At 50.2% G+C, this 19,331-nt stretch carries 16 protein-coding genes; 6 read left to right on the plus strand and 10 right to left on the minus strand.

Going from position 1 to position 19,331, the window contains the following annotated elements; all coding sequences use genetic code 11:
• Nucleotides 1-10: 10 nt before the first annotated feature.
• The 4 genes from BM367_RS06240 to rsfS are packed head-to-tail and all read right to left on the minus strand — an operon-like array spanning nucleotide 11 to nucleotide 3,994.
• On the minus strand, nucleotides 11-805 hold the full coding sequence (locus BM367_RS06240; protein WP_245759916.1) for a UDP-2,3-diacylglucosamine diphosphatase: 795 nt from the start codon (nucleotides 803-805) through the stop codon (nucleotides 11-13).
• Nucleotides 806-857: 52 nt separating this feature from the next.
• Nucleotides 858-1,523 carry a LutC/YkgG family protein gene (locus BM367_RS06245; RefSeq protein WP_092459020.1) on the minus strand — a complete coding sequence of 222 codons (666 nt, stop codon included), beginning with the start codon at nucleotides 1,521-1,523 and terminating at the stop codon, nucleotides 858-860.
• Nucleotides 1,520-3,547, minus strand: coding sequence for an ATP-dependent zinc metalloprotease FtsH (gene ftsH / locus BM367_RS06250; protein ID WP_092459022.1), 2,028 nt, complete (start codon nucleotides 3,545-3,547; stop codon nucleotides 1,520-1,522). The genes BM367_RS06245 and ftsH overlap by 4 nt, the downstream gene beginning before the upstream one ends.
• A gap of 39 nt (nucleotides 3,548-3,586) precedes the next feature.
• The gene (gene rsfS, locus BM367_RS06255; protein ID WP_092460937.1) at nucleotides 3,587-3,994 is read right to left on the minus strand and encodes a ribosome silencing factor; all 408 of its coding nucleotides are present in this window, start codon (nucleotides 3,992-3,994) and stop codon (nucleotides 3,587-3,589) included.
• A gap of 174 nt (nucleotides 3,995-4,168) precedes the next feature.
• Here rsfS and BM367_RS06260 point away from each other — a divergent pair, with 174 nt between their 5' ends.
• A complete protein-coding gene (locus tag BM367_RS06260; RefSeq protein WP_092459024.1) occupies nucleotides 4,169-4,927 on the plus strand; it encodes a biotin--[acetyl-CoA-carboxylase] ligase in 759 nt (252 codons plus the stop codon).
• Here the strand turns inward: BM367_RS06260 and BM367_RS06265 are convergent.
• The 4 genes from BM367_RS06265 to BM367_RS06280 form a co-directional block, all read right to left on the minus strand.
• A complete protein-coding gene (locus tag BM367_RS06265; RefSeq protein WP_092459027.1) occupies nucleotides 4,911-5,246 on the minus strand; it encodes a translation initiation factor in 336 nt (111 codons plus the stop codon). The two genes, BM367_RS06260 and BM367_RS06265, sit on opposite strands and share 17 nt — an antisense overlap.
• Before the next feature lie 109 nt (nucleotides 5,247-5,355).
• On the minus strand, nucleotides 5,356-6,288 hold the full coding sequence (locus BM367_RS06270; RefSeq protein ID WP_092459029.1) for a diacylglycerol/lipid kinase family protein: 933 nt from the start codon (nucleotides 6,286-6,288) through the stop codon (nucleotides 5,356-5,358).
• A 16-nt stretch (nucleotides 6,289-6,304) separates the two neighbouring features.
• A complete protein-coding gene (gene nadC / locus BM367_RS06275; protein ID WP_245759917.1) occupies nucleotides 6,305-7,267 on the minus strand; it encodes a carboxylating nicotinate-nucleotide diphosphorylase in 963 nt (320 codons plus the stop codon).
• A gap of 30 nt (nucleotides 7,268-7,297) precedes the next feature.
• Entirely contained in the window at nucleotides 7,298-7,696 is a 399-nt protein-coding gene (locus BM367_RS06280; RefSeq protein ID WP_177224131.1) for a DUF4783 domain-containing protein, read from the minus strand.
• A gap of 197 nt (nucleotides 7,697-7,893) precedes the next feature.
• On the opposite strand from BM367_RS06280, the gene BM367_RS06285 reads away from it, so the two are divergent.
• From BM367_RS06285 to uvrC, 4 genes are all read left to right on the plus strand, one after another.
• Nucleotides 7,894-8,481 (plus strand): RNA polymerase sigma factor, encoded by a 588-nt coding sequence (locus BM367_RS06285; RefSeq protein WP_245759918.1) that lies wholly within the window; start codon nucleotides 7,894-7,896, stop codon nucleotides 8,479-8,481.
• Nucleotides 8,478-9,830, plus strand: coding sequence for a hypothetical protein (locus BM367_RS06290; RefSeq protein WP_092459034.1), 1,353 nt, complete (start codon nucleotides 8,478-8,480; stop codon nucleotides 9,828-9,830). Before BM367_RS06285 ends, BM367_RS06290 begins: the two co-directional genes overlap by 4 nt.
• 288 nt (nucleotides 9,831-10,118) lie before the next feature.
• On the plus strand, nucleotides 10,119-10,625 hold the full coding sequence (locus BM367_RS06295; RefSeq protein ID WP_143103971.1) for a hypothetical protein: 507 nt from the start codon (nucleotides 10,119-10,121) through the stop codon (nucleotides 10,623-10,625).
• 51 nt (nucleotides 10,626-10,676) lie between these two features.
• Entirely contained in the window at nucleotides 10,677-12,509 is a 1,833-nt protein-coding gene (gene uvrC / locus BM367_RS06300) for an excinuclease ABC subunit UvrC (RefSeq protein ID WP_092459038.1), read from the plus strand.
• On the opposite strand, the gene BM367_RS06305 is transcribed toward uvrC, so the two are convergent.
• The gene (locus BM367_RS06305; protein ID WP_092459040.1) at nucleotides 12,470-13,576 is read right to left on the minus strand and encodes a glycoside hydrolase family 130 protein; all 1,107 of its coding nucleotides are present in this window, start codon (nucleotides 13,574-13,576) and stop codon (nucleotides 12,470-12,472) included. The two genes, uvrC and BM367_RS06305, sit on opposite strands and share 40 nt — an antisense overlap.
• A gap of 12 nt (nucleotides 13,577-13,588) precedes the next feature.
• Nucleotides 13,589-15,040, minus strand: a complete 1,452-nt coding sequence (locus BM367_RS06310) for an MBL fold metallo-hydrolase RNA specificity domain-containing protein (RefSeq protein ID WP_317039278.1) — start codon at nucleotides 15,038-15,040, stop codon at nucleotides 13,589-13,591.
• Between the two features lie 46 nt (nucleotides 15,041-15,086).
• Between BM367_RS06310 and BM367_RS06315 the strand changes: the two genes are divergently transcribed.
• On the plus strand, nucleotides 15,087-19,316 hold the full coding sequence (locus BM367_RS06315) for a hybrid sensor histidine kinase/response regulator transcription factor (RefSeq protein ID WP_245759919.1): 4,230 nt from the start codon (nucleotides 15,087-15,089) through the stop codon (nucleotides 19,314-19,316).
• Nucleotides 19,317-19,331 lie beyond the last annotated feature (15 nt).

A 19,331-nucleotide genomic window follows, 5' to 3' on the forward strand; every position in this document is an offset into this window, starting at 1 on the left:
GGCAATAGCATTAGTTGCCGGCAGAAAAAGTTTTTACCGTGGCGGGATAATAGCACAGCTGCAGCCCCTGTCTGGCGTCAAATACAGCATAGGAATAAAACCTGAGCCAATCGCCCAGGTTGACATAACGGCTACCTCCTGGCAGGGTGATATCCAGGGCAAGATGGCGATGGCCAAAAATGAAATAATCAATATGTCTCTCTGCAAGTACCTGCTTGCAATATTGCACCAGCCATTCCCGGTCTTCTCCCAGGAAGGTTTCGGTAGATGTGGCAGCCCGGCTTTGGCGGCTGAAAAAATCGGCAATGGCTATTCCCCAGGAAGGATGCAGCATGGCAAAGAGTTTTCTGCAGAGGGGGTTGCGGAAGATTTTTTTCAGCAGCTTATATCCTCTGTCGCCCGGGCCCAGACCATCACCATGTCCGAGATAAAAACTTTTCCCTTCACAGTGTAAGATAACCGGGCTATCATACACCGGAATATGAAATTCTTCTTCAAAATAACCATCCATCCACATGTCGTGGTTGCCAATGAAAACGGATATCGGGATGCCCCGGTCTGAGAGTTCTGCCAGTTTACCCAGCAGGCGGGTATAGCCTTTGGGGATAACTGATTTGTACTCAAACCAGAAATCAAACAGGTCGCCCAGCAGGAAAATATGGGCAGCATCGGCCGATATTTCTTCCAGCCATTGCACGATTAGTTTTTCCCTTTGCAGGCTAAGTTGTTTTCCTCCCGCTCCCAGGTGAAAATCCGAAGCGAAGTAAATTTTTTGATTTTCGGGCAATGCCATTGAGAGCTCCACGGTCTGAAGGGCTTGGGCAGGCAAGATAGTCAAGAATCCAGAGCTGACAAAGCTATGGATGGGGAAGAGGCTGATCGATGAGAAACACGTACATTTCCTTCGGGCCATGGGCACCCATGACCAGTGTTTTTTCGATATCGGACGTGCGGCTGGGGCCGGTATGGAGGCTGCACATTGAAGGCCAGGAGTCACCGTATTTTTCTTTGATCAGCTGCAGGGCATCGCGGATATCCCACACCAGCTGATCGCCAAAAGCGGCAACCACATGTATGGGAGCAAAAACAGAGGGTATACGGCCAGAGGCTTGTCCTGCACTGAGTACAACAGAGCCTGTACGGGCAATCAGGCATTCGCAGCCAGTAAGGGCTACATCCATCTGTTCGGGTGGAAGGGAAGAGAGCAAAGAGATGGCGGTACCTGCATGCGCATCCGCTGCAAGCCATTCGCGCAAATGCTTTTCCCTGCATAGCACTTGTTTCCAACCCTGCTGCTGACAAAGGGCAAAAAACTGTTTGCCAAACACCTGCATGTCTTCGCAAAAAATGAACTTTCCGTTCAGGTTCACAAACGTTTCGGCAAAATGTACATCCAGGTTTTCGGGAGGAGTGGCAAATACCGGGCTGTTGCCCTCCGACTGGGGGAAGGGCAGAGGCACCGGTTGGCTCAATGCATTGCGGATACGCTTCAGGATGTTTTCTTTTGCAGGCGAAACTTTCATGACCCTGATACGGATGGCGAAGGTTTAATCAAATCTGCGGGCTCCACATTGTCCGGAGGCGCTACAATCACTTCCGGCTCGTGGGATTTTTTCTCTTCAAACGGTCGTTTGCCAATAAGCCGTTCCAGATCAGCCTGATACAACACTTCTTTCTTCAGCAATTCCCTGGCCACGATGGTAAGCTCATTGCGACGGCTTTGCAGCAGCTGCTTGGTTCGTTGGTAAGCCTTGTCGATCAGGTTGCGCACTTCCTGATCAATCATCCGGGCTGTTTCTTCAGAGTAAGGTTTGCTGAAGGTGTAATCATTTTGCGGGTCGTAGAATGAAACGTTGCCGATTTTTTCATTCATCCCGTAAACGGTAACCATCGCATAGGCCATCTTGGTAATCACCTGCAGGTCGTTTTGAGCGCCGGTGGATATTTTGCCAAAGATGATATCCTCTGCTGCCCGGCCGCCCAGGGTCATGCAGATATCATCCATGAGCTGGTCTGTGTTGTAGAGGTATTGTTCTTTGGGCAGATATTGTGCATAGCCCAGGGCCGCCACGCCACGGGGGACAATGGTCACTTTCACCAGGGGATTGGCATGCTCCAGGAACCAGCCGCAGATGGCGTGACCGGCTTCATGGAAGGCAATGACTTCTTTTTCTTCGGGTGAAATGATTTTGTTTTTCTTTTCCAGTCCACCAATTACCCGGTCAATAGCATCGTTGAAGTCCTCCATCTCCACACAAACCTTTCCTTTACGGGCAGCAATGAGAGCAGCCTCGTTGCATACGTTGGCAATATCGGCGCCCACAAAACCGGGTGTCTGGGCAGCCAGTTTTTTAACATCCAGATCGGGTGATTTTTTGATAGGTTTCAGGTGCACCTCAAAAATCTTTTCCCGGCCGATGAGGTCAGGCTTATCGATGGTAATCTGGCGGTCGAAACGTCCGGGACGGAGCAAAGCACTGTCGAGCACATCGGGCCGGTTGGTAGCTGCCAGGATAATGATGCCACTGTCGGAGCTGAAGCCATCCATTTCCACCAGCAGCTGGTTCAGGGTATTTTCCCTTTCGTCGTTGCTCATCATCACATTTTTACCCCGTGCCCTGCCAATGGCATCAATTTCATCGATGAAGATGATGCAGGGAGCTTTTTCCCGCGCCTGGCGGAACAGATCGCGCACTCGGCTGGCACCCACACCTACGAACAGCTCTACAAAATCGGATCCCGACATGGAGAAGAAGGGCACCTGTGCTTCGCCAGCCATGGCTTTGGCCAGCAATGTTTTACCGGTGCCGGGAGGGCCAACCAGCAAAGCGCCTTTGGGAATTTTACCGCCCAGTGCCGTGTATTTTTTCGGGTTCCTGAGGAAGTCAACCACTTCCATGACTTCCTGCTTGGCTTCATCCAGGCCCGCTACATCGTTGAAGGTAACGTTGACACGAGTACCTTTTTCAAACAGCTGAGCCCGTGATTTGCCGATGTTGAAGATGCCACCCGGCCCCCCGCCGCTGGAACTGCCACCCATCTTGCGCATCAGGAAGATCCACAGGGCTACGAAAATCAGCAGCGGAATGGCAATATTCACAAATGGGGTGAACCAGTCGCCCCGGTCATGGTAGGTAACATCAATTTCTTCCGGAGCAATATTGTATTGTTTCTCGGCAGCGGCCAGTTCCTGATTGAAGGTTTCAATATTGCCGATGGTAAACACATAATGAGGTCCCGGATTCAGGTTGCCCAGGTTGTTGCGGGCTACGTCCTTGAATTTGGGCTGTGTCAGCCGGTCTTGTTTGATATAGACTTCGACCTGGCGGCCGTTGATCACGTCCAGCCGGGCCACGTCATGGTCGGCCAGATAATTTTTGGCAAAATCCTGAAAACTGATTTCCTGGGGTTTGGAGCGGAAATCAAAAAAGTTCATAGCCAGCAGCAGCACGGCAATCAGCACGTAAATCCAATAAAAATTGAATTTTGGACCTCTCCGGGGATTTTTAGGTGTTCCCCTTCCCTGCAGCCCGTTTCCTGTTTCCATATTTAATGCATTCGTGTCAAACCATTAAAAATTTGAATATCAAGCATCCGGAAACTCAGTTTGTTCCGCATCACTCCACATTTCTTCCAGCTTGTAAAACTGGCGTGTTTCCGGATAAAAAATGTGTACTACCACATTTACGTAATCGAGCAACACCCATTTCAGGGCGCTGTAGCCTTCCTGCCGATAAGGAGATTCACCCACCTGTTGTTTTACATATTCCTCCACATGCTCGGCAATGGCTTTGATTTGGATGGAATTGTCGGCTTCGCAAATGATAAAAAAGTCGGCAATGGCTTCAGGAATTTTTCTGAGATCCAGCGAAACAATACGCTGCCCTTTTTTTTCCTGAATAGCCCGGATAATGGATGTAATGATTTTGCTGTTTTTGTGAAGCCGCGTGGACTTGTGATGTCTCTGTCGGGTTGTTGCAGATATGGATTCCAACAAGCTTTCCTGATTTTTAGTTTTTTATCAAAATGAATAATAAAAATGGCAAAAAACGGTTCTAAACAAAGTTAACAAATTTCTATACGAAATTAGGATGTCTTGTGTTTCTTCGTTTGCTTCCACTCTCTATTTTTACATAAATTTAGTGATTAACCCCAATCGTTTTTAGCTATGGAATTTGTCCTGATTCGATTGGATGAAGTTGACAGCACCAACAATTATGCCATGGCCCGGATTCAGCATGGGGGTCTGCCGGAAGGTACTGTCATTCAGGCCCTGCAGCAACATGCCGGCAGGGGCCAGCGCAATAAAGGATGGATCAGTGAACCTCGCGCCAATCTGTTAGTAAGCATCATCCTGAAGCCGGCAGTCATCAGCCATCAGCCGCCATTTCTGTTGAGTATGGCCGTCGCCGCAGGCCTCAGGGAAGCGGTGGCCCGTATTTGCCAGCAGGATTTTTACATCAAATGGACAAATGATTTGTACTGGAATGACAGAAAGGCAGGTGGTATCCTGATTGAAAACACCTGGAAGGGGCAATATTGGCAATATGCTGTTGTGGGAATTGGGTTGAACGTAAACCAGAAACAATTCCCGCCGGAATTGCCCAACCCCGTTTCCCTGACTCAGATTACCGGCAAGGAATATGAGTTGCAGGATGTCTTGCAAGAGGTATATGATCAGATCATGAAACGGTATCGGGATTTGCAGGGCGGGAAAACCCAGGAACTGGTCCAGGAATATCATCAGTGGTTATATCGCAAGGATCGGGAAGCCTGGTATGAAAGCGATGGGCAGCGTTTCCGGGGCATTATCCGGGAAGTGCAGCCCGATGGGCATCTGATCATGGATACGGCAGAGGGGCGAAAAAGCTGGGCTTTTGGGCAGCTGGAATTTGTGCTGGATCAGCCCGCTACACCTTTATCTTAGCAAATCCGTTTTTCAACAGCCACTGCCGGGCTTTTTCCCGGCAATCGCCCTGCAGCAGTACACTGTTATCATCATGGGTACCGCCCGTGCCGCAGCTGGTTTTCAATCCCTGGGCAATTTGCTTGAGTTCATGTTCCGGAAGTTCAAATCCTGTAATGAGGGTTACCGTTTTTCCTTTCCGTTGATGGTTATCTAATTTGATATACAGGATTTGGGATGCCCGTGCAGGATATTGCGGAGCATCTGCATCCTCATTTTTGCTGAAGAAATCAGGATCGGTGGAATACACAATTCCAGATCGGGAAGACTGTTTTTTCATGAGTGGTTTGGGTTTGAGCAAAACCTGAGATAGGGAGTTTTTCTACCACAACCTAAAATTAGAAAATTCGGATTACACAAAAGCAGGCCTATGATTGGCGCAGGCCATGCTATTCAGATCCCGGCACTACGACGGGCAAAACCCGGGGCAGGAGCCTGACTTCTACCTGGCCCAGGTTGCGGATATCCACAGGCTCACCATCCACCTGCATCCATTTGATGATTTTTTTGCGCTGGATGGTGAGCTGTTTGGCACGGAAAAAACGAACTTGTTTTTCTGAATCTTGGAGCTTACCCCGCAGGGCCTGTATGGATAGCTTGGCCAGGGATGCCCAGTTCAGGGGGCGGATGATGCACACTTCCAGCCAGCCATCGTCGGGGCTGGCGTGGGGGGCAATTTTAAAGGCATAGCCAAACTGGTTGCCATTGGCCACGGCAACGAGAAAGGCCCTTTCCTGAAGGATTTCTCCGTCAAGGATGAGCGTATATTTCTTGGCCCTGTATTTTTGAAAAGAGGCGAGGGTCAGCCAGGTATAGGTCAGGATACCGCGGAGGGTATGGCCGGCAAACCGGCGGGCGATAAGAGCATCGAATCCCACGCCGGCGTTGCTGAAAAAGTATCTGCCGTTGGCGATGCCGGCGTCAATCCATCGGATATGGCCGCTGTGGATCAGTTCGATTGCTTTCCGGGGTGAAAGCGGAATGTTCAGCGCGCGGGCGAGCCCGTTGCCGCTGCCGGCAGGAATGATAACCAGCCGCGTGCCTACATTTTTCGATGCAGCTTCTGCAAAGGCTGTTGCCACTTCGTTAACTGAACCATCGCCCCCCACCACGCCCACAAAGGCGAGTCCCCGGTCAATAGCTTCGGCAGCCAGCTCGCGGCCATGACCCGCATAGGAGGTCCAGCAGATTTCATAGTCTATGCGTAGTTTCAGCAGCGCCGCCTCCAATACACGGAGAAGAGAACGGCGCTTCCGATGACCGGCGCGAGGATTGATGATCAACCGGATACGGGAAACAGCTTTGGGGTCTGGCATCATCATAGAGGCAAAATACACATTAGCTGGCTGGGGGAAGATATTTCAGATGCATATCCAGGCTAACGGCCTGGTGCGTAATGGCGCCTACCGAGATGAAATCTACTCCAGTGGCGGCATAGGCCGCAATGTTGTCCAGCTCAATATTCCCTGATGCCTCCGTTTCACAACGGCCGTTTACCAGTTGAACGGCTTGTTTGACCTGGGCTGGACTGAAATGGTCGAACATAATGCGCTGAATACCTCCTTCTTCAAGGGCTTCGTTTACCTCTTGCAGGTTGCGGGTTTCTACCTCTACGGGTAGTTGCAGCCCGTGTTGCTTCATATAGGCTTTAGCCCGGCGAATGGCTTCACGTATGCCTCCGCAGGCATCGATATGATTGTCTTTGAGCATGATGTAATCATACAATCCCATGCGGTGGTTTACGCCACCTCCTATTCGCACAGCTTCTTTTTCGAGCAGGCGAAAATTGGGTGTGGTTTTTCGGGTATCCAACAGGCGGGTGTGGCTTCCGGCGAGGCGATCCACATATTTTCGGGTGAGTGTGGCAATGCCACTCATTCTTTGCATGCAGTTCAACACCAGCCGCTCGGCAGAAAGAATACTGCGCATGGGGCCGGTTACCTGTAAGATTTTTTCACCGGGTTGTATGGGGTTGCCATCCTCTTTGAATTGCAGGATTTGACAAGTGGGATCCAGCCACTGAAAAATAGCTATGGCCACCTGAACACCCGCCAGGATGCCCGACGATTGGCTAACCAATAATGCCGATCCTTGCTGATGAGCCGAAATGCAACACAGGGTACTGTGATCGCCATCCCCCATGTCTTCGTCAAGGGCCTCCCGGATAAAATGATGCAAGCGCTCGTTGTAAGAAATGTGTACAGATGAATCAGGCTGCTGTTGCATAGGAGGTACAAAGAAAAGATATTTTCTGTCTTCCGGAAAGCAGGCAAAACCAGGCCGCAGGAAGGGTGATTGCAAAAGCCTATTTTCTGGGTAGGCTGGACTTTGTCATGTCTGCGCCTCAAACCGGATTTCCTGCAACACATATTGATCAGGTCCATGCTGGCGGAGGAAAAAAGTAATGCGATAGGTGCCATTCGTGGTAACCATCCTGCCAATACCAAAACGGGAATCCTGCCCGCCTTCATGAATCAGCTGAAAAGATTTGACGGGATTTTTGGAAAAGAAATCTTTTAGAATCATGGTGGCTTGCGCCTTGCTGTACGAATTGGATTGGTCGAGCAAGGTGATCTGGATCATGTTATCGAAATACCGGCTTAATTCAGTGGCGTTGCCTGCCCTCAGTGCTTTCACTACATCATCAAAAGGATCTGCTGCAGGCTTTATATTCCAGGCAGTGATCCACAGGGGTAAAATCCAGAAGCTCAGGTGTAGCAAATATTTCATGGCCATGAAGTTTTACACAAAAATCGGAAAATGCTATTCCAAAACAAGCTAAAAACATGCCAATTGCTGGTCTGTTTGATTTCTCCCAATCAAGAGCTGTGATTTGTAATCCTTTGCAGCAAGTTTTAAGTTGGTTTTTGCCTGGTAGGGTGCAACGTTTTAAAATTGTAATTTGTCTTAATAATTAGCCTTAACCATTGGGTGGACAGCCGGAATATCAGGATGATCGAGCGCTGGTACAAGCCTGTTTAGAGGGCAGGAGGGAAGCGCAGAAGGCCCTTTATGAGCGGTTTGCACCGCGCATGTTGGGCTTGTGTGTGCGTTATGTGGGTAACCGGGTGGATGCAGAGGAAGTGATGCAGGAAGGCTTTATCAGTGTATTCCTGCATTTGCATCAGTTTCGTTTTGCCGGATCGCTGGAAGGCTGGATTCGCCGAATCATGGTAAGAGCTGCTGTCAATTACACCCGTCGCCGCAAGTGGATATCGCTCGATGACCGAAAGGAGGAGGATACGGAGCGGGTAAACAGTATGGCTGTACAAAGCACGGCTGAAGAGCGGGAGTTGATACAGCTGATCTTGCAGATGCCCAAAGGTTATCGGACAATCTTTAACCTTCATGTAGTGGAGGGTTATGCACACCGGGAGATTGCAGCATTGCTGGGAATTGATGAAGGTACTTCCCGGTCACAGTTTGCCAGGGCACGAGCCTGGCTACAGGCCCGGCTTTCGGCCGATCAGCAAAGGATATCGCCCCATATGAATAAAAAACTACACGACTTATGAACAGTGAGGAAGAATTCCATGAAGAGGAGTGGCTGAGGCGCCTACGGCAGGTAGCCCGCGAGTTCGAGCTAACGCCTGCCGAAGGCAGCTGGCAGGCTATTGAGCGGAGATTGCGCCGGCGCCGTAACCGAAGAAGGTGGGCTATAGCCGCTACATGGCTGCTGGTATTGGGCGCGGGTGGTGCCACCTGGTGGATGCTGCACCGCACCCCCGAAAGGGTACAGCCATGGGTACAGCAACAAGGTGTGTCCGCAAGAAACCTCCCGGCTACTGGAGAACAATCCTCCTTATCTGCAACGACTTCCGCGAAAAAACAAAGCTGGCCTCCTGGCAGAACCCAACCAAATTCCGCGCTACGAAACCAACAGGCTTCCGGTCAATTCTTCACTGCCGCGTGGAAGCAGGTAAAATCCGGCGGCAATTCTCAGACGGATTCGGTTTCGGTCGAAAAAAATCAAAATTCAACTCAGATCCGTATTCCTCTGGAATCCCTTCCTGCTTTCAGTCTGTCAGAACCCCGGGAACAGCTTCACAATCCGCATCCTATACTGCAATTGCCTCCTGGTTGGGGCTTTTCTGTAAGTCCGAAAGATACCAGCCAGCATCCTCGGGCCATAGCTTTTCGAATTGCTTTTGCTCCGGGTATAGGATACCGGCAATTGGTGCAGCAACCTGCTGCCACCCCCTCGCCTGCCCTAAGTTTGATGCGAAGGTCTGTTAGCAACTATATTCCTTCTACTGCCCTTGGCCACGATCCGGCTTTTTCCTATACAGCGGGAGTCGAAGTCCAGACAACCTTACACAAAAGAATCGTTCTGGGTTCAGGTGTGCAGCTGCTGGCTTTTCAATATCATATTCAGGCTGTGAATCTTTCCGGAGCTGCCTATGCCCGAAATTCAAGCCCAATGAATGTGCCCGGCGGCGGGCCGGCTCAGCTTTCCACGGTTTACGGTGCTTATAATCCTAATGCCTTGCTGAGTCCCGATCAGTATACCACGCTCGTCAATCAGCAGGTAAACATAGAATTACCTGTTTTTGCGGGCTATCGCGGAAAATTATTCGGGAAGATGCAATGGCAGGTAAATGGGGGTGCGGGTGTGGATCTGGCCCTGCATCAGCAGCAATATTTGTATGTGCCTGCTTATCAGCGCTACATGGCTGATGATAACCAGCTGCGCAAATGGAACGTAAGTGCATTATTGTCGGGTTCCCTGATCCTTCCTGTAGGCCGGGGACAAATTTTCATGGGGCCGGACCTCCATTATCAGCTGCTGAACGCTTATCGCCATCAGCCTAATCTGAAGGAAAATTTGTATCTGGTATCCTGGAAAATCGGAGTCATTCCCTGAGGGAAGAAAATTTTTTGCAACTAATGCAACGTTTCAATGCTTTTCGGTGTCATAATAATTAGAACGATTCATCGCATGGTTGGGTTGGTGTCAAACATTTTTTCCGCAGGCTTTACTTTGTAGGTTTAATTACTGTTATCTGCGTGCGGCCGGTGTGTTTACACCGGCTTATTTTTTATCTACCCGCAATCCACCTAATTTTGTTGAATGATGAAAAACCTTTGCAGGGGTTTTTGTTGGCTGCTTCTGGCAGGAGTTATGGGCTGCAGGTCGCATCAAGATAGGAATTTGCAGGCCAGGCCTGAGCAGGAGTATTTTAGCCTGAAGCAATATTTCACACAACAGATTGATAGTTTCCTGCAGGATAGCGGTCGCATTTCCCTGATGAAGGTGGTGAGCCTGAACCAGCATTCCGATACCACCTGGATGCCTGTGACCCGCCAGAATTTGATGGCGATTTTTCAGCCCTTTATGGCTATGGATATCGACCGGCCGGCATTTCGGGGTATGTATCAGATTGAAAGTTTTGAAGACAGCTTGACCGGTAAAATCACGATTATATACACTTCGCAGGGGGCTGTAACCAAACCGTATCAGATTTACCTGCAGGTAAATCCATCCCACACCATTCATAGCATTTACGTGAAAAGCATGACCGACAATTTTCTGTATCATACTTCCAAGCAACTGCTTTATCAGGCCGGCAAAAGCGTGGAGATCATCACCTATGAGCACATGCAACTCTTTGCTCCCCGCCGCATATATGTGCGGGTTTTGTTTGCCCCTCAAGCTTGAGATGGGGGGATATGCAGTCGGCAAGCAGGTTGGTTTAAAACGATCTGTGCAGTGAAACCAGAAGAATTCAAGGCGATTCTACCTACCATTCCTCATCAGCCGGGAGTGTACCGGTATTATGGTGCAAACCACGAATTGCTCTACGTGGGTAAGGCAAAAGATCTGCACAAACGCATCAGTTCCTATTTTACTCGCCAAGTAACGGCTTACAAGACGCGCAGGCTGGTATCGCTGATCCAGCACATTGAATGGACGGTGGTGAATTCAGAACAAGATGCTTTTTTGCTGGAAAACAACCTGATCAAAGAATTCCAGCCGCGCTTTAACATCAACTTGAAGGACGATAAAACCTATCCATACATTGTCATTAAACATGAACCTTTCCCCCGGGTATTTCTCACCCGTCGGCGGATTGATGATGGTTCAGAATATCTGGGTCCTTTTACTTCGGTAGGAAAAGTCAGGGAATTGCTCAATTTCATCCGATCGGTTGTGCAGTTGCGTAACTGTTCCCTGCATCTGACCCGTCAGAACATTGAGCGTAAGAAATTCAGGGTTTGCCTGGAATATCATCTGGGAAATTGCAAAGGGCCCTGCGAAGGACTCCAGACGGAGGAGGATTACATGCGGGGTATTGAACAGGTGAGGAATATCCTGCGGGGTAACCTGGCGCCGGTGATTGCTGAATTCAAAGCGCAGATGCAGGCTCATGCGGCCCGGCTGGAATTTGAACAGGCCGAAATCTGGAAAAGGAAAATCGAGGACCTGCAAGCCTATCAGGCCCGCTCTGCCATTGTAAATCCCCGTGTGGGTGATGTGGATGTGTTTTCGGTGGTTCAGGATCAACAATATCTGTATGTGAATTACCTCCGGGTGCTGAAAGGCCTGGTGATGGACAGCAAGAGCCTGATGGTGGAAGCCAAGGTGGAAGAAGAGGCAGCCGATCTACTGGTGCGGATCATAGTGCATTTGAGGGAGACATTCCGGAGTCAGGCTCCGGAGTTAATTGTGCCGTTTCATATCGCCTTTCCGGATCCGCAGGTGAAGGTGACGGTGCCCCGATCGGGGGATAAGAAGAAATTGCTGGACCTTTCCTTGAAGAATGCCCATTTTTACCGGGAAGAGCAAGAACAGAAAAGAAGGTTGTTGCTTGATCGCAAGGACGAAGGACATGAAATGGAGGTGCTGCGCCAGCTGCAGGAAGATCTGCAGCTGCCCGACCTTCCCCGCCATATTGAATGCTTCGACAATTCCAATTTTCAGGGGAGTTATCCGGTGGCTGCCTGTGTGGTTTTCAAGGATGGCAAGCCCAGCAAGCAGGATTACCGGCACTTTCACGTAAAAACCGTGCAGGGCATTGATGATTTTGCCTCGATGCGGGAAATTGTGTACCGGCGTTATAAGCGGCTGCTTGACGAGGCCAAGCCTTTGCCTCAGCTGGTAATCATTGATGGAGGCAAAGGCCAGCTGAATGCTGCGCTGGAAAGCATAGAGGCTTTGGGCCTCCGGGGAAAGCTGACCGTGGTGGGGCTGGCCAAACAAGAAGAGGAAATTTTCTTTCCGGGCGATAAGGAGAGCCTGAAGTTGCCTTACCACAGCGAAAGCCTGCGGCTCATCCGGTATATCCGGGACGAGGTGCATCGGTTTGGGATTCAGTTTCACCGGCAGATCCGCAGCAAGGGTACGTTTAAAAACGAGCTGGAAGCCATTCCGGGTATTGGAAAGCGCACGGCTGATCAGTTGCTTATGAAGTTTCGCTCGGTGAAGCGAATCCGGGAACTGAGTGAGGACGAACTGCGTCGGGAAGTTGGCCCCTCCAGAGCCCGGCTGATATGGAACTGGTTTCATTCCGAAGCGTCCACCGCTCCGCTGCCAGGAGAGTAAACGGCTACGGCTATGCGCGAATCGGCCGTGCCATAATACAAATACCATTTACCAGAAAACCAAACCCATCCTTCTGCAAAACAAACCAGATTCACCTGTCCCATTCGTTCATAACTTTTTTCCGGAATCAGGAAAGGAGCAGATAGCCTGTGGACGACGCGAGTAGGGTTATTCGGATCTATCCATGCCTGTCCCACACCATAGGCGTTGGGTGGTAGCCGGGGATCCCGCTGCTGGTCTGGGGCATTCATTCCATTGTACACAAAGCAGATGCCCTGGGGCGTCCATATCGGCGGAGGGCCGGGCTCTACAAGCCGACTATCGAAATGATAAGGCCGGGGGCCCATCAGCTGCAACGGTTGTCCGGTGCTGTCCTGCATCATGTGCCAGTGCAGCAGATCCGGAGATGTAGCTATGAAAATATGGGTGTCGCCCCAGTACATCCAGTATTGTCCGTTGATTTTTTTGGCGATTAACTTTCCGTTTTTCAATTCTGTGATGATGGCACCTGATTTTGACCAGCGGCTGGGCTGAAGGGGAAAAGCCAGTCCCTGTTTTTTCCAATGGATGAGATCGCGGGAGGTGGCGATGCACAACCGGGCGGTGTGGCCGTCATAGGCTGTATAGGTCATTACATACAACCCGTCTTCACGTTCCACAATCCGCGGGTCTTCAATTCCACCCGGCCATTCATAAGGGTGCATGGAGTCGGTATCCGGAAACAATACGGGTTCGGGAAGGATGTGAAAATGCAGTCCGTCTGAAGAAGAAGCCAGTCCGATGCGCGAAGTGCCTGTGGGAGCCAGTGGCGATGCATCCTGGGCGCGGAACAGCAGCCAGATTTGCCCTCCGTGCACGATGGCCGCAGGATTCAGTACATTATGCATCATCCAGCGGACCGGCTGCCGGCTTATGGGATCTTTCCATTCTTTTGCACTGTCAGGCCGAAGGATGGGATTGACGCTATCTTGTTTCAGGAAAGGCAGCATGGGCCAGGATATAGATTGTCCGGCAGCTATGCGAAACCAGAAAATACCTATCAGCATCCATCTTTTGTGCAAGCGCATGCAAGGCAGTTTTTATAGACTCAGGTAAAAAGACTGGTGCAGGTCGGGAATAATCACTTCGGGAAAGCCTTTTTGCTGCAAACGCTGCTGGAAGGCCAGCTGTACCTCATATTCCCCGTGCACCAAAAACAGCTGGCGTACCTGTCGGGGATCCTGGCAGCCCAGCCATTGCAGCAGGTCTTCATAATCGCCATGGGCACTCATCGATTTCAACTGCGCGATCTCGGCGTGCACTTCGTGGGGCACACCGAAAATATGTACTTCTTTCGGATAGGTCAGTAAGCGGCCGCCTAGCGATTCGGGTTCACAATAGCCGGTAAACAAAATCGTATTACGTGAATTTTCAATATTGTTGCTGATATGGTGTTTGATACGTCCGGCATCGGCCATGCCGCTGGCGCTGATAATCACACAGGGCTCACGCACAAAGTTCAGCAGTTTCGAGTCGGACACTTCTTTGACATATTTCAACCCATTAAACAGAAAAGGGTCGTTATCCTGTTGCAAAAGTTTTTGTACACGCGGGTTAAAGTATTCGGGGTATTGTTTGATAATTTCGGTAAGTTCGATGCTGAGCGGGCTGTCCAGGTAGTAAGTAAGCGCTGGCAGTCGGCGTTCCAGCTCCAGTTGGTTCAGGTAATAAAGGATTTCCTGCGTGCGCCCGAGGCTGAAAGCCGCGATGATTAGCTTACCCTTTTTCTCGATACAGGTATGGTGAATCCAATGTAACAGCAGGTCGGCCGACTCGCTGGCAGGTTCATGCAGGCTGTTGCCGTAGGTGGATTCCATAATCACATAATCGGCCTGGGGAAAGGTGGCTGGAGAACGAAGTATCACATCGCGGTAACGTCCCACGTCGCCGGAAAAGGTGATATGAAAGGTCTGATTGTTTTCCCGGATGCGGAGATGCACACAGGCACTGCCCAGGATATGCCCGGCATCGGTAAACAGGAGTTCTGCTTCCTCCGTAATGGGATGCCATTCATCATAGGGCAATTCATGGAACAGGGCCATAGCCGGAGCTACATCAGGAACGGTGTACAGGGGTTTGTTTTCATCGGCAGAGGTTTGGGAAAAATGCCTGATTTTGCGATATTCAAAATCGGCCTCTTCTTGCTGGATATGAGCACTGTCAAGCAGCAGGAGCTCGGTGAGCTTGCGGGTGGGAGAGGTGCAATACACCGGCCCGTGGAAGCCTTCGTGAACCAGTTTAGGAATAAGCCCCGAATGGTCGATATGAGCATGGCTCAGTACAAGTACATCCACAGATGAAGGATCAAAGCCCCATTCCTGATTCAGTTGCCGGGCTCTGGCACCCATGCCCTGATACATGCCGCAGTCCAGCAAAATGCGGCGGCCTGATTTGAGCGTGATCAGATGTTTGCTGCCCGTAACCGTGCGGGCAGCGCCATGAAAACCGATTTGCATATCGTCAAAGATAGGCAAACCCGTTGTTGGGTTCACAGGATTTTGATTAACTTACTATTTTGAAAAACATGTTTTGAAAAACATGCAATCTTTTTCTCTTATGCCTCGTATGTTGCTGTTCAGGATAGGGCTGTGCTGTGTGCTCCTCGGCGGTAGTTTCGCTGCTCCCGCGCAATTGACCCGGTTGTCCTTTTCCCGCGTGGATATGGATGCAGGTTTGTCGCATAACCAGGTGAATTGTTTCTGGAAGGATGATCAGGGTTTTATGTGGATTGGCACCATGTCGGGCTTAAATCGTTACGATGGTTATCATTTCACCGTATTTCGGCATCAGGTAAATGATACCACTTCCCTGAGCGACAATTACATCACCAATATTTATCCGCTGCCTGATCAGAGGCTATGGATCAATACACGAAACGGAGCAGATATTTACGATCCGCGCACCGAACGCTTTCGCAGAGATTATTTACAATACCTGCATGAATTGGGGCTGCCGGCGGGCACGATAAGCCAGATTGTCAGGGATCAGCAGCGCCGTTATTGGTTTTTATATGATCCGGCTTATGCCCCTGCCGAGGGGAACTTGTATTGCTATGATTCGCAATCACACAAAAGCAGGTTGGTGTGGGGTAAAAAACAGGCACAATCGGGCTTTTTAAGCGATAGCATTACCAGCATGGCAATGGATTGGGCGGGCAATATCTGGGTCATTGACTGGCAGGGACGCATCGGGCAGGTGAATGCCCAGACCCTGCAGTTAACCCGTCATCTCGATATATTTTCCGGGACAGCTCCTCATCCCGGAAATTACGGACTGTTTGTGGATCGCTCGGGAGGTCTCTGGGCATATCTCACCCAGGATGCAGCCGGTGTATTTTACTACCAACCAGTCAACCGGCAATTCATCCATTTCAGCAAAAGCAATCCCCGCTATCCGTTAAACAATGACATTGTGTATGGCATTATCCAGGACCGAAAGGGCAATATCTGGATAGGCACCGATCATGGCGGAATCAACATCATCCATTTACCCGGTTACGAAATCAGCTACATACTCAATCAGCCGGACGACGACAAGAGCCTGAGCCAGAACAGCGTATATGCTTTGTTCCGCGACTCATCGTGTATCATCTGGGTGGGCACGTACAAAAAGGGATTCTGTTATTACAACGAACGATTTGATCGGTTTCCATTATATAAGCATTGGTTTGCCCATCCGGCCGAACTGGGCTATGATGATGTAAATCGATTTGTGGAAGATGCCAAAGGAAATTTATGGATCGGTTCCAACGGAGGTGGGTTGATTTATTTTGACCGGAAGCAAAATCTCTTCCGGCAGTATATCCATCGCCCCCATGATCCCCATTCACTTTCCAACAATGTGATTGTGAGTTTGTGTCTCGATCAGCAGGGCAAACTGTGGATCGGCACCTACTACGGCGGGTTGGATTGTTTTGACGGGCATCGTTTTGTGCATTACCGGCATCGGGATGGGGATCCCTATTCGCTTGCAGGCGACAAGGTGTGGGATATTCTCCAGGATCGCCAGGGGCGGCTCTGGATCGGTACCCTGGGGCAGGGCCTGGATCGGCTGGATGTACGAACCGGGCATTTCATTCACTATCCCCTCAGCGATCCGGCTTCAACGGCCATGAAATATATTTCCGTGCTGCTGCAGGATCGGCAAGGGCGGTTGTGGATTGGTACGGCCGGGGGAGTAGATGTGATGGATCCTGACAACGGTCGCATTCTGGCTCATTATGGTTATCAGGAAGGGAACCCCTTATCTCTGAGCAATGATAATGTCATTGCCCTGTGTGAAGACAGCAGAGGTTGGATGTGGATTGGCACTCGTGAAGGATTGAATTTGCTGGACCCACACACCGGGCATATCCGGCATTTTTATCAGAAAGACGGGTTGCCGGATAATGCCATTCTCACCATCCTCGAAGATCCTTCCCATCAGCTCTGGATGGGTACGCCCAATGGCCTGTGCAACCTGCAGGTTAGCCGCCAGGCAGGCAAATGGCAGTTTCATTTCCGCAACTTTGATGAACTTGATGGCCTGCAGGGCCGGGAGTTCAATGAAAAAGCGGCTTATCGCCTGCGGGAAGGCCTGCTGGCTTTCGGAGGTCCCAATGGATTTAACCTGTTTGATCCGGCACATATTCAGATCAGCCATGAAACGCCGCCAATTGTGTTAACCAATCTGCAGATCTTCAACCACGATGTGGGAGTGGGGGAAAAAATCAAGGGTCATGTGATTTTAAAACAGGCCCTTACCCAGACGCGATCGCTGGTATTGCCCTATAATGCCAATGATTTTTCCATTGAATTTGCAGCTCTGGGCTATAGCCCTTCCATCCGGAACATGTATGCTTACAAACTGGAAGGATTCAATCAAGACTGGATTTATACCAACGGCAGCCAGCGCAAAGCGGTTTACACCAATCTGAATCCCGGACATTATGTGTTGCATGTGATAGCAGCCAACAATGATGGTGTATGGGATACCCGGGGTACTACCCTCGAGATTACCATTTTACCTCCATTCTGGCGCACACCCTGGGCCTATTTCCTGTATGCTGCCTTTGTGATCGGATGTCTTTGGCTGGCCCGGAAAATACTGCTGGACCGGGCTCGCATGCATTTTCAGCTGCAGCAGCAACAGCTGGAAGCCCAACGCATGCATGAGCTGGACATGATGAAGATTCGCTTTTTCACCAATGTAAGCCACGAATTCCGTACACCCTTAACGTTGATTTTAACGCCTTTAGAACGTTTGCTCAAGCAGGATGCCTACCCGGAGCTGCAAAAACAACTCCACCTCATTTACCGGAATGCCCGCCGGCTGATGTTGCTGGTCAACCAGCTGCTTGATTTCCGTAAACTGGAGACCCAATCCATTCCGCTGCATCTTTCCGAGGGCGATGTGGTGGCCTATGTGCGGGAGCTTGCTATGTCATTTATGGATATTGCCGATCGAAAACAAATTGCCTTTACCATAGAAACCAATCTTTCCTCGCTTCTGATGGCTTTTGATGCCGATAAGTTAGAGCGGATTGTATTCAACCTGCTATCCAATGCATTTAAATTTACACCTGCAGGAGGCACCGTAGCCCTTCGGATGGAACACAGGATGCGTGCCGATGAAACAGGAAATGAACGGCCTTATTTTCTGCTGAGCGTGATTGACTCGGGCATTGGCATACCTGAAGAAAAGCAGCCTTATATTTTCGAACGTTTTTTTCAGCACGATGCGCCCCCGGAAATCATGAATCAAGGCAGTGGTATAGGTCTGTCCATTACCCGGGAATTTGTGCGGATGCATGGAGGGGAAATCACGGTAAGCAGTACACCGGGGCAGGGATCCCGGTTTGATGTATGGCTGCCCGTGCGATCAGTTCCGGCGGAAGCTGCATCTGCAGGTTGGCAGATTACCCATGTCCCCGCTCCGAAATTGCCTGCCGCAACCTCCGAATCGCCATCCGGCGGGCATAAACCTGCGATTTTGCTTGTGGAAGACAATGAAGATTTCCGGTTTTACCTGAAAGATAACCTGCAGCTGCACTACCGCATTCTGGAGGCGGCCGATGGCCAGACTGCCTGGGAAACAGCTTTGCATGAGCAGCCTGCCTTGATTGTCAGTGATGTGATGATGCCGGGTATGGATGGCATTGCACTGGCCAAAAAGCTAAAGGCCGATCCAAGGACTGCAGCCATTCCCCTGATTCTACTCACCGCTCGAGCAGGTGATGAACAGCAAATTGAAGGCCTGGAAGCCGGCGCCAATGATTATCTGGTAAAACCATTTAATTTCGAAATCCTCCAAACTCGTATTCGCAATTTGTTGCGGGAAAAGCGTCGCTTGCAGAAACTTCACCCGCCAGCCGTGGATCTCACCCCACCCATGGTCCAACTTCCCGCAGAAGATGAAGAGTTCCTCGACAGGGCCCGAAAAGTGGTTGAAAAATATTTGCAGGATCCCGAGTTTTCAGTTGCAAAATTCAGCCAGGAACTCTACATGAGCCGGGCCGCTTTGTACAAGAAAATTGTAGCCCTGACCGGAAAATCTCCGCTGGAGTTTATTCGCAGAATTCGGCTGGAACGCGCCAGGCAACTGCTTGCCCATTCCCGGATGACGGTGGCTGAAGTGGCGTATAGTGTAGGATTCAACAATCCCAAATATTTTACCCGTTATTTTAAGGAAGCCTTTCATATCCTTCCTTCTGAATATCAGCAACAAATGCGCACACAACCCGCACCGCTGTCTGAAAGCACCCCCACCGGAAATCAAATGATACCGTGAATAAAGACAAATCAT

Source organism: Thermoflavifilum thermophilum, from assembly GCF_900116565.1.
GTDB lineage: Bacteria > Bacteroidota > Bacteroidia > Chitinophagales > Chitinophagaceae > Thermoflavifilum > Thermoflavifilum thermophilum.

Bases quoted from the DNA above. Each gene is read 5' to 3' on its own strand.
- BM367_RS06245 (WP_092459020.1), bottom strand. From the start codon at position 1,523: ATGAAAGTTTCGCCTGCAAAAGAAAACATCCTGAAGCGTATCCGCAAT.
- ftsH (WP_092459022.1), bottom strand. From the start codon at position 3,547: ATGGAAACAGGAAACGGGCTGCAGGGAAGGGGAACACCTAAAAATCCC.
- BM367_RS06260 (WP_092459024.1), top strand. From the start codon at position 4,169: ATGGAATTTGTCCTGATTCGATTGGATGAAGTTGACAGCACCAACAAT.
- BM367_RS06265 (WP_092459027.1), bottom strand. From the start codon at position 5,246: ATGAAAAAACAGTCTTCCCGATCTGGAATTGTGTATTCCACCGATCCT.
- BM367_RS06270 (WP_092459029.1), bottom strand. From the start codon at position 6,288: ATGATGATGCCAGACCCCAAAGCTGTTTCCCGTATCCGGTTGATCATC.
- BM367_RS06280 (WP_177224131.1), bottom strand. From the start codon at position 7,696: ATGAAATATTTGCTACACCTGAGCTTCTGGATTTTACCCCTGTGGATC.
- BM367_RS06290 (WP_092459034.1), top strand. From the start codon at position 8,478: ATGAACAGTGAGGAAGAATTCCATGAAGAGGAGTGGCTGAGGCGCCTA.
- BM367_RS06305 (WP_092459040.1), bottom strand. From the start codon at position 13,576: ATGCGCTTGCACAAAAGATGGATGCTGATAGGTATTTTCTGGTTTCGC.
- BM367_RS06315 (WP_245759919.1), top strand. From the start codon at position 15,087: ATGCAATCTTTTTCTCTTATGCCTCGTATGTTGCTGTTCAGGATAGGG.